Annotated in this window: 17 protein-coding genes; 5 read left to right on the plus strand and 12 right to left on the minus strand. The window is 68.5% G+C overall.

The window, feature by feature from the left end:
* Positions 1-6 precede the first annotated feature (6 nt).
* Together Q7T09_RS15410 and purB are read left to right on the plus strand one after the other, a co-directional pair.
* A complete protein-coding gene (locus tag Q7T09_RS15410) occupies positions 7-651 on the plus strand; it encodes a glutathione S-transferase family protein (RefSeq protein WP_304700845.1) in 645 nt (214 codons plus the stop codon).
* A 62-nt stretch (positions 652-713) separates the two neighbouring features.
* Complete coding sequence (purB, locus tag Q7T09_RS15415) at positions 714-2036, plus strand: adenylosuccinate lyase (protein ID WP_304700846.1); 1323 nt, start codon at positions 714-716, stop codon at positions 2034-2036.
* Positions 2037-2229: 193 nt separating this feature from the next.
* Here purB and Q7T09_RS15420 read toward each other — a convergent pair whose 3' ends face one another.
* From Q7T09_RS15420 to Q7T09_RS15445, 6 genes are all read right to left on the minus strand, one after another.
* A complete protein-coding gene (locus tag Q7T09_RS15420; RefSeq protein WP_304700848.1) occupies positions 2230-2967 on the minus strand; it encodes an ABC transporter ATP-binding protein in 738 nt (245 codons plus the stop codon).
* Positions 2964-3755, minus strand: a complete 792-nt coding sequence (locus Q7T09_RS15425; RefSeq protein WP_304700850.1) for an ABC transporter permease — start codon at positions 3753-3755, stop codon at positions 2964-2966. The genes Q7T09_RS15420 and Q7T09_RS15425 overlap by 4 nt, the downstream gene beginning before the upstream one ends.
* A 1-nt stretch (position 3756) precedes the next feature.
* Positions 3757-4224, minus strand: coding sequence for an outer membrane lipid asymmetry maintenance protein MlaD (gene mlaD, locus Q7T09_RS15430; protein ID WP_304700852.1), 468 nt, complete (start codon positions 4222-4224; stop codon positions 3757-3759).
* Positions 4225-4227: 3 nt separating this feature from the next.
* A complete protein-coding gene (locus Q7T09_RS15435) occupies positions 4228-4854 on the minus strand; it encodes a phospholipid-binding protein MlaC (RefSeq protein WP_304700854.1) in 627 nt (208 codons plus the stop codon).
* 27 nt (positions 4855-4881) lie between these two features.
* On the minus strand, positions 4882-5874 hold the full coding sequence (locus Q7T09_RS15440) for a VacJ family lipoprotein (RefSeq protein WP_304700856.1): 993 nt from the start codon (positions 5872-5874) through the stop codon (positions 4882-4884).
* Between the two features lie 505 nt (positions 5875-6379).
* Positions 6380-7138 (minus strand): hypothetical protein, encoded by a 759-nt coding sequence (locus Q7T09_RS15445; protein ID WP_304700858.1) that lies wholly within the window; start codon positions 7136-7138, stop codon positions 6380-6382.
* A 164-nt stretch (positions 7139-7302) separates the two neighbouring features.
* On the opposite strand from Q7T09_RS15445, the gene Q7T09_RS15450 reads away from it, so the two are divergent.
* A complete protein-coding gene (locus tag Q7T09_RS15450; RefSeq protein WP_304700859.1) occupies positions 7303-8145 on the plus strand; it encodes a hypothetical protein in 843 nt (280 codons plus the stop codon).
* Positions 8146-8596: 451 nt separating this feature from the next.
* Here Q7T09_RS15450 and Q7T09_RS15455 read toward each other — a convergent pair whose 3' ends face one another.
* The 5 genes from Q7T09_RS15455 to Q7T09_RS15475 all read right to left on the minus strand — a co-directional run bounded on the left by Q7T09_RS15455 (position 8597) and on the right by Q7T09_RS15475 (position 13136).
* A complete protein-coding gene (locus tag Q7T09_RS15455) occupies positions 8597-8881 on the minus strand; it encodes a hypothetical protein (RefSeq protein ID WP_304700862.1) in 285 nt (94 codons plus the stop codon).
* 43 nt (positions 8882-8924) lie between these two features.
* Positions 8925-9419: a Panacea domain-containing protein gene (locus tag Q7T09_RS15460; RefSeq protein WP_304700863.1), complete on the minus strand. Its 495-nt coding sequence runs from the start codon at positions 9417-9419 to the stop codon at positions 8925-8927.
* Positions 9420-9928: 509 nt separating this feature from the next.
* Positions 9929-11131 (minus strand): ABC transporter permease, encoded by a 1203-nt coding sequence (locus Q7T09_RS15465; protein ID WP_304700865.1) that lies wholly within the window; start codon positions 11129-11131, stop codon positions 9929-9931.
* Positions 11131-11850 (minus strand): ABC transporter ATP-binding protein, encoded by a 720-nt coding sequence (locus tag Q7T09_RS15470; RefSeq protein WP_304700868.1) that lies wholly within the window; start codon positions 11848-11850, stop codon positions 11131-11133. Before Q7T09_RS15470 ends, Q7T09_RS15465 begins: the two co-directional genes overlap by 1 nt.
* Positions 11847-13136 carry an efflux RND transporter periplasmic adaptor subunit gene (locus Q7T09_RS15475; protein ID WP_304700870.1) on the minus strand — a complete coding sequence of 430 codons (1290 nt, stop codon included), beginning with the start codon at positions 13134-13136 and terminating at the stop codon, positions 11847-11849. The genes Q7T09_RS15470 and Q7T09_RS15475 overlap by 4 nt, the downstream gene beginning before the upstream one ends.
* Positions 13137-13518: 382 nt before the next feature.
* On the opposite strand from Q7T09_RS15475, the gene Q7T09_RS15480 reads away from it, so the two are divergent.
* Complete coding sequence (locus Q7T09_RS15480) at positions 13519-14001, plus strand: hypothetical protein (RefSeq protein WP_304700872.1); 483 nt, start codon at positions 13519-13521, stop codon at positions 13999-14001.
* A gap of 105 nt (positions 14002-14106) precedes the next feature.
* Here Q7T09_RS15480 and Q7T09_RS15485 read toward each other — a convergent pair whose 3' ends face one another.
* Positions 14107-14430 (minus strand): DUF1476 domain-containing protein, encoded by a 324-nt coding sequence (locus Q7T09_RS15485; protein ID WP_304700874.1) that lies wholly within the window; start codon positions 14428-14430, stop codon positions 14107-14109.
* A gap of 244 nt (positions 14431-14674) precedes the next feature.
* Between Q7T09_RS15485 and Q7T09_RS15490 the strand changes: the two genes are divergently transcribed.
* Positions 14675-15033 (plus strand): phosphoribosylaminoimidazolesuccinocarboxamide synthase (locus Q7T09_RS15490; protein WP_304700876.1); only part of this gene is annotated, 359 nt, incomplete at its 3' end.

Consider the following 15033-nt stretch of genomic DNA (forward strand, 5'->3'; position numbering starts at 1 on the left):
GCGCGCATGTCCCTGACGCTCTATTTCCACCCCTTCGCCTCCTACTGCTGGAAGGCGCTGATCGCCCTCTACGAGAACGACACCCCCTTCACCCCGCACAACCTGGATCTGGGCGATCCCAAGGTCCGCGCCGAGTTCAACACCCTCTCGCCCTTCGGCAAGATGCCCCTGCTCAGGGACGGCGAGACCCTGGTCTCCGAGGCCACCGTGGTCATCGAGCACCTGGCCTTGAACCATCCGGGGAAGATCGCCCTCATTCCGCGCGATCCCGCCGCCGCCCTGCCCATCCGCCACCGCGACCGGGTCTTCGACCTCTATGTCCAGGAGCCGATGCAGAAGATCGTCGGCGACCGCCTGCGTCCGGCGGACGCCAAGGACCCCTTCGGCGTCGCCCAAGCGCGGACCACCCTGCGCACCGCCTACGCCTTGATCGAGACCTGGACCACCGATGGCCCCTGGATCATGGGCGAGGCCTTCACCCTGGCCGACTGCGCCGCCGCCCCGGCCCTGCATTATGCCGAGAAGGTGGAGCCCTTCGGCGATGCGTTCCCCAAGATGACGGCCTATCTGGCGCGCCTGAAAGCGCAGCCCTCCTTCGCGCGGGTTCTGGAAGAGGCTGCGCCCTACAACGACTTCTTCCCGAAGGAATAGGTCCGGCGGGGTGGCAAAAACCGCCCGGTGGCGCTATCCACCGCCGGTAAGGAGCCACGTTCATGATCCCCCGCTACGCCCGCAAGGAAGCCGCCGACATCTGGTCGCCCCAGACCCGCTTCAAGATCATGTTCGAGATCGAGGCCCACGCCGCCGACAAGATGGCGCAGCTGGGGGTCATCCCCAAGCTGGCGGCCCAGACCATCTGGGAAAAGGGCCGCGACGCCATCTGGGACGCCGACCGCATCGATGAGATCGAGCGCGAGGTGAAGCACGACGTCATCGCCTTCCTGACCCACGTCACCGAGATCGTCGGCCCCGAGGCGCGTTTCCTGCACCAGGGCATGACCAGCTCCGACGTCAACGACACCGCGCTCGCCGTCCAGCTCTGCCGCGCCACCGACCTGTTGCTGGAGGACGTCGACCTGGTGCTGGCCGCCCTCAAGCGCCGCGCCTTCGAGCACCGCCTGACGCCGACCGTCGGCCGCAGCCACGCCATCCACGCCGAACCCACCACCTTCGGCCTCAAGCTCGCCGGCCACTACGCCGAGTTCCAGCGCGCCAAGGAGCGCCTGGCGATGGCCAAGTTCGAGATCGCCACCTGCGCCATCTCCGGCGCCGTCGGCACCTTCGCCAATGTCGCGCCCGAGGTGGAGGCCCACGTCGCCGAGCAGCTGGGCCTGGCCGTCGAGCCGGTTTCCACCCAGGTGATCCCGCGCGACCGCCACGCCGCCTATTTCGCCGCGCTTGGCGTCGTCGCCTCCTCCATCGAGCGCCTGGCCACCGAGATCCGCCACCTGCAGCGCACCGAGGTGCTGGAGGCCGAGGAGCCCTTCGATCCGGGCCAGAAGGGATCGAGCGCCATGCCCCACAAGCGCAACCCGATCCTGACCGAGAACCTCACCGGTCTCGCCCGCCTGATCCGCTCGGCCGTGGTGCCCGCCATGGAGAACGTCACCCTCTGGCACGAGCGCGACATCAGCCACTCGTCGGTCGAGCGCGGCATCGCCCCGGACGCCACCGTTCACCTGGACTTCGCCCTGCGCCGCCTGGCCGGGGTCGTGGAGCGGCTGGTGATCTATCCGGAGAACATGCTCAAGAACATGGACCGTCTGGGCGGCCTGGTTCACTCGCAACGCGTCCTGCTGGCCCTCACCCAGAAGGGCGTCGCCCGCGAGGCCGCCTATGCGGCGGTCCAGGGCGCGGCCATGAAGGTCTGGCGCGGCGAGGGCAAGTTCATCGACCTGCTGCTGGCCGACCCCACCGTCACCCTCTCCCAGGCCGAGATCGCCGACCTCTTCGACCTCGGCTACCACTTCAAGAACGTCGACGTCATCTTCGCCCGGGTGTTCGGCCAGGAGGCCATGGCCAAGGCCGCGGAGTAGCCGGCCCGCCCTCATCCCCCCGCTCGTCATCCTAGGCCTTGTGCCTAGGACCCCTCTCCCAGCAGGCATTGAGGGACGTTGCGTAGCATCCGCCGCCCCGCTTCGTTCGGCGAACCTTGAGACACCGCGGCAGGGGTCCTCGGCGCAAGGCCTAAGCGCTCCCCGAGTTCAAGGCGCATATCGGCCAATAGCTTTAGCCCCCGTCGACGAACCGCCGGACATCCGGGTGGCGGGTGGTGTCCAGCTCCCCCGGCGCCCCTTGCCAGACGATGGCGCCGCCGTGCAGCATGGCGATCTGGTCCCCGATGCGCCGGGCCGAGGCGAGATCGTGGGTGATCGACACCGCCGTGCAGCCCAGGCGTTTGACCTGGTCGACGATGAGCTCGTTGATCACCGCCGCGGTGATGGGGTCCAGGCCGGTGGTGGGCTCATCGAAGAACAGGATCTCGGGATCGGCGGCGATGGCGCGGGCCAGCCCGACCCGCTTCTGCATGCCCCCCGACAGGTCCGCGGGGAAGACGTCGGCCACCTCCGCCCCCAGGCGCACCCGGGACAGGGCGTCGAGCGCCCGGCGCCTGGCCGCCTCGCGCGGCATGCGGTCGGCATTGATCAGCCGGAAGGCCACGTTCTCCCAGACGCTCAGGCTGTCGAACAGGGCCGCGCTCTGGAAGAGCACGCCGGAGCGGGACAGCAGGCGCCGTTGGGTCCGCCCGCCGAACCCCGGCAGCGCCCGGCCGTCCAGCAGGACCTTGCCGCTGTCGGGCGCCATCAGCCCCAGGGCCAGCTTGACCATGATCGACTTGCCCTGACCCGAGCCGCCGATGATCACCGTCGAGCGGCCGGCCTCGATGCGCAGGTTCAGCCCCTCCAGGACGGTGGCGTCCCCGAACCGCTTGCCGACCTTGCGCCACTCGAGCTTGGGCCGGGTCATCGGGCGGTGAACAGGGTGGTGAGCACATAGTCGGTGGCGAAGATCAGGATGGCGGCCGAGACCACCGCCTGGGTGGTCGCCCGCCCAACCCCCCGCGCGCCGCCGGTTGCGTTGTAGCCATGGTGGCAACCCATCAGGGCGACGATGAAGCCGAACGCCATGGCCTTCAGCAGGCCGGTGCCGACGTCCTGCGGCTCCACGAAGTCCACGGTGCTGCGGATGTAGACGGTGGGGTTGAAGTCCAGGAACCCGACCGCCACCCCCCAGCCGCCGGCGACGCCGATGATGTCGGCCACCACGGTGAGCAGGGGCAGGGCGATCACGGCGGCCACCAGCCGCGGCGCCACCAGATAGCCGTAGGGATCGGTCGACAGGGTCTTCATGGCGTCGATCTGCTCGGTGGCCCGCATGGCCCCGATCTCCGCGGCCATGGTCGCGGCGACCCGGCCGGCCAGCATCAGGGCCGCCAGCACCGGACCGAGCTCGCGGGTGATCCCCAGGGCGACGATCTGCGGCATGATCTGCTCGGCGTTGAACCGCCCGCCGCCGGTGTAGATGTTCAACGCCAGGGCCGCGCCGGTGAACACCGCCGTCAGGCCGATCACCGGCAGGGAGAAGAAGCCGATCGCCACCAGCTGGCGCAGGACCTGGCCGAGATACCAGGGGCCGGCCACCACCGCCCACAGGCCGCGCAGGGCGAACAGCGCCACGGCGCCCACCTGCCTCAGCGACGACAGCGCCAGGCGGCCGACGGCCGAGACAGGAGTCATCGCCGCGGCGCCGGCCATCTCACTCGGGCTCCGCGGCCGGCGCCTGGGGTTGCGGCCGCACCGCCTGGCCGATCAGGCCGAACAGGTCGACCGCGCCCTGGGTGTTCTGGATCTCACCGCCGGGCTTGAGGTCCTCGGGCGCGCCCCCGGCCCCGATGGCCACATGCACGCCCCCCAGCAGGCTGTCGCTGGTGATCTTGGCGGTGGAATCGGCGGGCAGCCGGATCGCCGGATCCAGCGCCAGCTCGACCTTGGCCAGATAGGTGTCGGGCTCCAGCGTGACCTTCGCCACCGTGCCGACCTTGACGCCGGCGACACTGACCACGGCGCCCGGGGTCAGGGATCCGACGTCGCCGAACTTGGCGCTCACCTGGTAGCCCCCCGGGGTCATCCCGCCCCCGCCCACCCGCAGGGCGTAGACCAGGAAGGCCCCGGCCAGGGCCAGCACCAGAACGCCCATGATGGTCTCGGCCCACTGTCCACGCACGCGTCAGCTCTTGGGTTTGGGGTTGCGCTGAAGCTGCGCGATGAGCACGCCGATGTCGCCGCCGGCGTTGTCGATGGTGGAGACGAAGTCCTGCTGCTGGGTGATGGCCAGCCAGACCCCGCGGATCTGGACGTCGACGACCTTCCAGCTTCCCCCCGCCCCCAGCACCCGCCAGGAGACCGGGATCGGCTCGCGGCCGCCGCCGGTGACCACCGTGCTCACCACCACGTCCCCCGGCGCCCGGGCCACCGAGCCCGTGACCTTCAGGGTCTCGCCCCGGAACTCGGAGATCCGGCTCTGATAGACGTTCTCCGCATAGGTGCGGAACACGCTGTTGAACTGCGCCCGCTGGGCCGGGGTGATGGTCCGCGCGTACTTGCCTAGCACGAAGTTGGTGATCTTCGGGACATCGGCGATCTGGTCGATCAGCCGCCGGAACGCCACCTCCTTCTGCGCCAGGCTGAGGCCGCGGTCGGCCAGCACCGACAGCACCTTCTGGGCCTGGACCTGGACGAACGCCTCGGCGTCGGGATCACGCGCGCTGCGCCGGGGGGCGGTCTGGGCGCGCGCGCCGCCGGCGGCCAGGGCGGCGCCGAGGGCGAGCAGCAGATGACGGCGGGCTTGACGCATCGAGGGACTCCGGCGGGCGGGACGCAACTAATAGATGGGTTCTGAGACGGCGTTCGCCGCCAGGGCTATGCCTGCGGCCGTCGGGGGGTCGGGCGCCGCCGGCGAGTCGTCGAAGTCGGGCAGGGTCTCCGCCGCCCCGGTGGCCTCGCGCACCACCGCCTCCCGGCTCTGGCCGTAGGCCGACCGGATCGTCGCATAGGGGTCGGTCGCCTGCTCGGCGATCGCCGTCAGGGTCGCCTCGGCGCCGGCGCGGGTGTCCAGGGCCGTGACCCCCAGGCGGCCGGCGCCGAAGTCGCTGTCCAGTCCGCCCGTCGCCAGGGAGACGGGATCGGTCAGGGCGTCCACCACCTGGCCCAGGCCGTCCCTCACATTGAGGGGGCCGATCACCGGCAGGTAGAGATAGGGGCCAGGGCCCACCCCGTAGCGTCCCAGGGTCTGACCGAAGTCGGCGCGGCGGCGCTCCAGTCCGGCCTTGCCGGCCACGTCGAACATCCCCAGCACGCCGACGGTGGAGTTGGTGACGAAGCGGGCGCTGGCCCGGACCGCGCGCCCGGGATGGCCCTGCAGGACCTCGTTCACCACCGTCGACGGCTCCCGCAGATTGTCCACCATCCTGCCCAGGCCCCGGCGCACCGGCCCAGGCGTCACCCGCCTATAGGCCCGCGCCACCGGACCGATCAGCGCCCGGTCCAGGACGCCGTTGAAGGCGTAGGACCCGCGGTTGAACCTCCGCCAGGGGTCCTTCGGCGCCGCGACCTGCGAGGCCTCGGCGGCCGGGGATGGAACCAGGTTGGGCGGAGCCTCCGCGGCGGCCGCGGCGGAGGCGGCGGCGTCGACGGCGGCGTCATCGGCGGCCGCGGCCTCCGGCGGCTCCCCCACGGCCTGGGTCAGGGCCGGCGCCGCCAGGCCGAGCGCCGCCACCAGGCCCAGCACGACGATCAGCGACGCCGCCGCCCGGGGCGCGCGATCGGCGGCCCTCAGGTTTTCGAGTCGGATCGGGCGCTCGCGATCGTTGGACATCCCATGGCCCCCCCAGACCGTGAGCGCACGCTAGTCCAGGCCCCGGGCCCCGCGAAACCGCCTTCGCGCGCAGGATGAAGTCATTCAACCCAGGCCCCTGCTTACGCAATTTCTGGTGAGCGCCCGTCATCCTAGGCCCGTCATCCTAGGCCTTGTGCCTAGGCCACCTCCATCGGTTGGCATGGAGAGGCAGGTCCCAGCGTCGAGGTCGCCGCCTCTCCCGGCGCGCGCCCAGGCTCGGAAACAGGGGTCCTAGGCACAAGGCCTAGGATGACGAGCGTTGGGGATGACGAGCGTGGGCGATGCCGGGCCACACCCACCCACGTCATCCCGGCCGTAGTGAAGCGGAGAGCCGGGACCCAGGGGCCGCGCCCAGTCACCTGGGTCCCGGGTCTCCCCTGCGGGTCGCCCGGGATGACGACGCTTAGTTGGGAGAGGCGCGCGCGCCACCTTCTCCCGCAAGGGGAGAAGGGCCACCGATTGTCCAGCCGCAGCACGCCCCCCCTCAATCCTTCCCCCGCGGGAACCGCACCAGCCGGTCGGGCACGCCGGGGCGGTAGCTGGTGAGGATGACGTTCATCATCTCCACCTCCTCCTCCGGCGCCTCGGGCGGCGCCGGCTCGGCCGCCCGCTCGCAGGCCTCGGCCAGCTCGGCCTTCAGGCCATAGCGCTTGGGCGCCAGGCGCGAGGCCTGCCAGCGCACGGCGTCGATCTTCACCTTGGCCAGATAGGCGCCCTCCTTGTCGGCGGCCTCGGCGATCTCCCACACCTGGTCGAAGCGCCGGTGGGCCTGCAGAACCCGCGCCCGCCCATAGGCCTCCACGAAGTCGGGATGGCGCCGCAGCCAGCCCATGACCGTGGTCTCCCCGGGCAGCCCCTCCAGGGCGCAGGCCTGCCGCAGGCTCATCCCCAGGGCCAGCCGCTCGCAGATCAGCCCCGCCACGTGCGGACAATAGCTGTCGCGCCGGCCGGGCCTGTGGCGCCCGTCGAACCGGGCCTGGGCCAGGCTTGCCCCAAAGGCCGGCCGCTCGCGGCTCCAGGTCTTGACCGCCGCCCGGCTGGGCATGTCCGGGTCCCGGCAGATCTCCATCAGGCTCTCGCCGGCCGCCGCCCGCTGGCAGATCACCACCCCCAGCGCCTCGCTGAACCGCCGCCAGGGCCGCACCGCGCGCGGCGGATCCGGCGCCGGCGGAGGCTCGTCCGTCGGCATGTTCCAGCTGGAGTCGGTCGGTTTCAGGATCGGCGGCAGTTCATCTTCACCCATGCCAAACATCCCCGCGCGCTCTCGCGCCGAGCCTCTGATTGTGAACGGAAAGATCGGTCACGCGCCTGCGGGCGCAACGAGGACCAATGTCGCAACTCTGCGGAAAACGCGCGCGGATGGGCATCAATTGACATGACGCAGTAGGCGCCCGACCCTCCGGGTCGATGGCCGAACCTGAGTTCATAGACCCCGCCGAGTTTGCCCGCTGGCTATCCCCGGCTTTGGCCCTCAAGCTCCTAAAGCACCTCCCGCTCCACCTAGCTGTTCCCGCGATCCTGTTCCGGATCGAAGCTGATGAAATTCGGGTCGCCGCAGAGAAGCGCATAACGAAGCGCTCAATGACCGAGGATACGAAGCTATACGGGTTCGTTCCAAAGGACCTATGGCCTCATAGTCCGGTCAAGCACATGCATGACGACTTCTGGTCCACCGGAGACGTGCGGGTCAGGATCGAGGACAGATACGGTCACCGCGTTCCCACCATCTATTCGCTGATTAATGTCCGCTTCGACCCGGCCGACATCGGGAGGCTACTGCCACAGCCGATGCCGGACTTCAGTGGCGTTCCAATTCAGCCCAGCGCTTCACGGCCCGCGATGCTGGTCGCCGCCATCCACCATCCCGAACAGCAGCCAGATCCCGTGTTCGGGCGCCAGAGTCGCGGGCCGATGCTCGCGGCGGCGCAGGCTGGTCAGCCTGCGCTCAAGCCCGAACCAGACCAGGTTCCTGCGGGCCACCTACCATCTCGCGAAGATGAGCTCGCACCCAAAAGGATCGCGAGGCGCAGCGGGCAACGGAAGGCCATTGGCGATTTGCCATTCGTGCCGGATGACAAGCTCACCCTGTGGTACGAGCAACACCGTGCAAAGCGACCCAATGACGTCCATCGGGTAGTAAAGCCTCTCGCCGAAAAGCACTTCCAAGGTCGGTTCAAGGTCGGGAAAAACCAACTCTACTACATCATGAGAGTCGTCCAGGGCGGAAAGCTAAAGGTAGGGAAACGCTAAATTTCCCACCTTTTACCGGGAAATAAGAGGTCAGAGTCGGGAAATATAATCGGGAATTTTGAACGTCCCAGTGGCGAGCAATTTTCCGGTCTTGAAAGATCACTCTCGATGGCGAAACGGCAATCAAGCCGGCGCCAGCGGGAGGCAAGACGTGCGTTTCATTCGAGGCCCATGACCCTAGAGCCAGATACGGAAACGGCCCGGCCCTCGTGAGGGGTCGGACCGTCCGTTCCAACCGGGCTGCGTCGCGGCGAGGAAGGCTCTCAATGCCCAAACCCTCTCATGGCGCGGCCCTTCTGCCAAATTTTTTCAGAAGGAAAATGCACGTGAACTCACGTGTGAAACTGCGGCGCCCGCGCCGTGTCCGCCACGTCTTCCGAGTCCGCCACGCTTACCGGCGCCCGGAAACTCTCTAGCCTTCAGGAGGGCCGCCAGGGGCAACTCTGGCGGCCTACTTGCGGCGCCTCTCCGATCCCCCGGATGGAAACAGGAAATTTCCTACGAGGAGTCCAAACCCGAACACTGCGGCAGTCGTCGTGGTGACAACCGCGATAAACTCGGCGGTCTCCAATCCCAGGCCAGAGGGGCGCAGGATAAATTGTCCGAGCGTGAGCACGATAAGGAAGCCCACCCAGGCCTGCATTATCCCGTAGGATATTTCTGAGAAGCGGTCCCGATGGTCCAATATCTGCTTGTGCTCGCGGCCCTCAAGTTCCCGAGCATGGGCGTCAGCCATCTCTTGGCTTACCTGGGTAACAGGTACGTCCCCGCTCTCGACCTTAAGCGCCAATACCGGCGACCTTTCGAGAGTAGACGCGCTCGATAAGACTAAACGGAATCTGACGCTTGTCGGCCTGTCCAACCTGTCGCACAAGCATCGCCCACGGCTCGCTATCGGCGTGGGTGGCCTCTACAAGCCATGCGTCCGTTTTCCGCTTGTACTCGTTCCAAACCGGCAAGAGTTCTGATTGTAGGTCTCGATCAATCGTCGGCTCTACGTATCGGTCGTTGTCCCAATCATAAGATTGGGCCCGAGTGTGAATGGGGCGAGAGCCGCAGTCCTTAAATTCCAGATAGACTTCACGAACTACAGGACCAAGTTTCCACGCCTCGATGTCTTCTGAAAATAGCTCTTCATGCTTATTTCCAGCAAACCACGCGTAGCAAAAGTATAGAAGCTTTTGCAGCTTCAGATGACGAATTGGAATGCCCTCGTCGTCACCACGATCAAGGATAAAGTTTGAGACAGCGAGAGCTGAGGTTTTAGCTACCATGCATACCTCCTCACGGCGCGCATATGTTCCCGTTTTGTTTTTCAAAATAACACGGGAGAGGGTGATTTGGCTAGCTCCAGGCAGGGGTTACGCTTGGCGGTCGATGCCAGGAGGCTCCAACTTTCGCTCCCGTTCCCGAAACTTCTGTTCCTCGGCCTCATAGGACTCCCTCGACACGCCAAAGAGCCCCTTAGCGAGGCTCTCGAAGTTTCCGCGCGTCACCTTGTCTTCGGGCTCTTCGCCTTCCCCGCCCTTGGGGCTTCCTTCAGAAGGCGGCCGAGAGGTCATGGTTCGTCAGATCCTTCCCGGATCGGCGAAATACCGAACCGCTTCCGTCTCCGCGCGCGCCCGCGCCCGCGCCGAGCCTCTGACGGAAAGATCGGTCCCACGCCTCAGGACGCAACGAGGACCAATGCCAAAACTCTGCCAAAACCGCGCGAGGATGTCAAGAACAAAGAAGGAACATTCAACATCGAGATCACCCCGCACCACGGTACGCCGCCTCCCCCCTATTCGTGCCGCAGCGCCTCGATCGGATCGAGCCGCGCCGCCCGCCGGGCGGGGAAGTAGCCGAACACCACCCCGATCAGGGCCGCCACCGTGAAGGCCAGCAGGTTGACCGCCGGATCGAAGGCGAAGGGCACCTTCATCCACTGGGCCAGGCCCGCCGAGGCGCCGGCGGCCAGCACCACCCCCACCAGACCCCCGAAGGCCGACAGCACCACCGCCTCGATCAGGAACTGCAGCAGCACGTCGCGCTCCAGGGCGCCTATGGCCAGGCGGATGCCGATCTCCCGGGTCCGCTCGGTCACCGAGACCAGCATGATGTTCATGATCCCGATCCCGCCCACCAGCAGGCTGACGGCCGCCACCGCCCCCAGCAGCAGGGTCAGGACCCGGGTGGTCCCCGACATCGCCTCGGCGATCTGGCGGGTGTCCATGATGCTGAAATCGTCGTCCTCGTTGCTGGCGATCTTGCGCCGCTCGCGCAGGATGTCGGTGACCTGGGTCTTGACCCGGTTGGTGTCGCCGCTGGCCTTTACCGAGATCACCAGGGACCCGATGTCCTGGTCGCCGGTCAGCCGTCGCTGCACGGCCCGCAGCGGCATGATCACCACGTCGTCGGGGTCGCTCCCCATCGAGACCTGGCCGCTGGTCTTCAGCAGGCCCACCACGTCGCAGGCGAAGCCCTTGACCCGGATGCGCGATCCCACCGGGTCGGCGGCGGAAAACAGCTCCTTGCGCACCGTCTCGCCGATCACGCAGACCGGCCGCCCGGCGCGGGCCTCGGCGGCGTTGAACACCCGCCCCCGGGCCAGGACCAGGTTGCGGGCGCCGAAATAGGCCGGGTCGGCCCCGGTCACGCTCGTCGACCAGTTCTGGGCGCGATAGACGATCACCGCGCCGGCGCTCTCCACCCCGGAGATGGCGCCGATACCGCTGACCCCGCTCTCGATGGCCGCCACGTCGGCGTCGCGGAAGCGCGGCGCGCGGCCCGCCTCCGGCCCCATCCTCTGGCCCGGGCGCACCATCAGCAGGTTGGAGCCCAGGCTGGAGATCTGGTTGGTGACAGCGAGCGTCGCCCCATTGCCCAGGGTCACCATGGTGATCACCGCGGCCACCCCGATCACCACGCCGAGCACGGTCAGCACCGAGCGCACCAGGTTGCGGCGGATGGCCCCCAGGGCCAGCTTCAGCGCGCTCCACAGCATCAGGCCGCCACCTCGTGGCCGCCGTCCGAGGCGATGGCCCCGTCGACGAAGCGTATATGCCGGGGCGCGTAGGCGGCCATGTCCGGCTCATGGGTGACCATCAGGACCGTGATCCCCTGGTCGCGATTGAGGCCCGAAATCAGGTCCATGATCCCGCGCCCCATCTCGCTGTCCAGGTTGCCGGTGGGTTCGTCGGCCAGCAGGACGGTGGGCCGGGTGACGATGGCCCGGGCTATGGCCACCCGCTGCTGCTGGCCCCCGGACAGCTCGGCCGGCGTGTGGGTCCCCCAGCCCTCCAGGCCGACCATGGCCAGGGCCTGGGCCGCCAGCCGCCGGCGCTCAGGCGTCGAGACCCCGCGATACATCAGCGGCAGCTCGACATTCTCCAACGCGCTGGTGCGGGCCAGCAGGTTGTAGCCCTGGAACACGAAGCCCAGGTGGCGGCGGCGCAGCAGGGCCCGCTGTCGGCGGTCCAGGGCCTCCACCGCCACGCCGCGGAACCGGTAGGACCCGGCGGTGGGCACGTCCAGGCAGCCGATGATGTTCATCGCCGTCGACTTGCCCGAGCCGCTCGGCCCCATGATGGCCACGAACTCCCCCTCCTCCACCCTCAGATCCACCCCCCGCAGGGCCTGGAAGGCGCCGGGGCCGGAGCCGAACACCTTGGTGACGCCCTCCAGCTCGATCAGCGGCGGCGGACTCCCCGGCGCGCCGGTCATTTGGTTGCGGCGACGGTTTCGGTGATCACCGCCATCCCCGCCTTCAGCTCGCCGCCGGTGATCTCGGTGTCGCGCCCGTCCGAGGCGCCCACCCGCACGGCCACCCGCACCGGAACCCCGTCGCGCAGCACCCAGACCTGCTGGGCCGCGGAGTCGGTCGACCGCCGCGTCGCCTGTCCCCCCATCCGCGGCATGCGGGGCACCAGCGCGCTGGTGACGCTGGCCGCGCCGCCGGCGCTGGTCTGCGGCGGGGTGAAGCGCAGGGCCGAGTCGGGGACCAGCAGCACGCCGGTCCGCCGCGAACTGGTCATCTCGGCGGCGGCGGTCATGCCCGGCCGCAGCGACAGGTCGGCATTGGTCACCGCCAGCACCCCGGTATAGGTCACCACCCCCTCGGTGGTCTTCGACCCCAGCCCCACCCGCGTCACCCGGGCCGGATAGGTCCGCCCCGGATAGGCGTCGACGGTGAACACCGCGGCCTGGCCGTCGGCCACCTTGCCGACATCGGCCTCGTCGATGTCCACATGCAGCTCCATCCGGGTCATGTCCTCGGCGAGCGTGAACAGCACCGGCGCCTGCAGGGTGGCGGCCACCGTCTGGCCGGGCTCGATCTTGCGGGCCAGCACCACCCCGCTGATGGGCGAGCGGATGGTGGCCTTGGTGAGGTTGGTGCGCCCGGTGTTGAGATTGGCCCGGGCCTGGGCCACCCCGGCGGACGAGGCCGCCGCCGAGGCCCGCGCGCGGGCCAGCGCCGCGTCGGCGGCGTCGATGTCGGCCTTGGCCGGATAGCCGCCCTTGGAGATCTGGTAGAGTCGGTGCAGCCGCCCGGCCCGCAGCCCCGTCTCGGTCACCGTGGCCTGGCTCTGGCGCAGGTTGGCCTGGGCGGCCTCCAGGGCCGCCTCGCCGAGCGCGATCTGGTCGCGCAGCCGCGAGGTGTCCAGGGTGGCCAGCACCTGGCCCTTGCTCACCCGATCATTGTCGTCGGCCAGCACGCTGTCGACGGTGCCGGAGACCTCCGAGCCCACATCCACCTGGTTCACCGGCGTGAGCGACCCCGTCGCCAGCACCGAGACCACCAGGTCCCCGCGCCGCGCCGGCGTGGTCACGAACCCGGCCGGCGCCGGCGTCGCCATCGACCGGAACAGCAGCACCGCCACCACCAGGGCCACGATCCCCAGCAGCACCCCGCCGGCGATCAACCCCCGCCGCCGCCCCGGCCCGGCCTTGGCGGTCGGGCCCAGCAGCGCCTCAAGATCGGCGGCGGAATTGGCGGTGTCTTGCGGCATGGGCGGCGTCCTGTTGACCCCACCTAACCTCGCTTCCCCCGCCGATCCTTGAGCCTGCTCAATTGGCGCGGGGTTTTCGTCAAACCCACTCCCCCCCGTCATCCTAGGCCTTGTGCCTAGGACCCCTCCGCCGGCTGGCGTTGAGCGGCAGGTCGAGGCGTCGACGTCGCCACCTCCCCCGGCGCCCGCCCAGGCTCGGAAACAGGGGTCCTAGGCACAAGGCCTAGGATGACGGGCGTTGGGGATGACGGGCGTTGGGGTCGACGGGTGATGGGGTCGACGGGTGATGGGGCGACGTCGCGCGGCGTGACTGGCTGAGCCGCGCGGTTGGACTCTCCGGTTCCCAGGGCCTAAGCCTAAGCCTCACCATAGGAAAACGCCGATGCGCATGATCGTTCTGGCCGCCGCCCTGGCGATGGCAGGCTCGCTTGCCCTTCCCGCCAGCGCCCAGAAGAAGGGACCGCTGGCGCCCCCGATGTCGGCGAGCAGCGCGGCGATGACACCCGCGGCGCCGCCGCCCGTTTGCCCGGTCCTGAGCTTCAGCGTGAACAACCGGACCAACAGCGCCAAGGTCAACGTGCTGTTCAATGTGACCAACCAGGGGCCCGGAACCGCCAGCAACATGAGGCTGACCGGCATCACCTGCACCAACGGCTTTGTCTATTCTCCGATGCCCGGCCTGCTGGCCCTGCCCTTCACCATCCCCACCGTGCCCACCCTGGGCGCGGGCGCCACAGTGGCCGGTTTCAACGGTTTCTTCTCCCGGACGGGCGGGCCCCTCAGCGGCGCCTTTTCCTGCACCATCGCCTCGACCAACGGGCCCCAGAATGGGTGCGCCGCCAGCAAGGTCGTGCTGATCCCCTAGCGAGTGGCCGGCGGCCGATTCGGCGGTCATGGACCGATCGGGCACAAAAAACGCCGCCCCTGCGAGGCGGCGTCATTCGTGGCGCGGGGCCGAGGGGTCGGGGCGTCAGCCGCCGGTCTTGATGGCTTCGCGGGCCTGGGCCAGCAGTTCGTCCATCTTCATGCGGACGTCGCCCTCGCTGACATTGACGCCCGAGCCCTTGAGGTCCTCGAACACCTTGCGCAGCACGTCCTCGTCGCCCGGCAGCTCGAAGTCGGACTTGACCACGGCCTTGGCGTATTCGGCGACGCGTTCGCCCTCCAGGCCCATCAGGCCTGCGGCCCATTCGCCCAGGGCGCGGTTGCGGCGGGCGCCGGCCTTGAACTCCTGCTCCTGGTCCAGCGCGAACTTGTTCTCAAACCCGCGCTCGCGGTCGTTGAAGGTGGCCATGGGGTCTCCGGTACGAGGCTCTAGCGGGGTTGCATATCCCCTGGCGGGCCCGCTCGCAATGCAAACGCTGTGCGAGGCCAACCATGTTCCCATGCCGTTTGCGCCGGGGGAGGCGATCGTCTATTTTTCGCCGGCCTCAGATCGGCGAGAGGCCTTGCGTCGGACCGCGCGCGTTGGGACCAACCTCGCGCGTTTTTCGTTTCCGGCGCCGGCCAGAACCCTCGCCTCGTGGAGAAGGCTGCGTATGACCACCCGCCGCAAGAAGATCTTCGAAGGCAAGGGCAAGATTCTGTATGAGGGGCCGGAGCCCGGAACCTTGATCCAGTACTTCAAAGACGACGCTACGGCCTTCAATTCTCAGAAGAAAGCTGTCCTCGAAGGCAAGGGCGTCATCAACAACCGCATCAGCGAATATGTGATGACCCGGCTCAACTCCATCGGGGTGCAGAACCACTTCATCAAAAGACTGAACCTGCGCGAGCAGTTGATCAAGGAGCTGGAGATCATTCCGCTGGAGGTGGTCTGCCGCAATGTGGCGGCCGGTTCGCTGTCGCAGCGGTTCGGCCTGCCCGAGGGCCAGGCCCTGCCCCGCTCGATCATCGA

Source organism: Phenylobacterium sp. (assembly GCF_030645195.1).
Classification (GTDB): Bacteria; Pseudomonadota; Alphaproteobacteria; order Caulobacterales; family Caulobacteraceae; genus Phenylobacterium.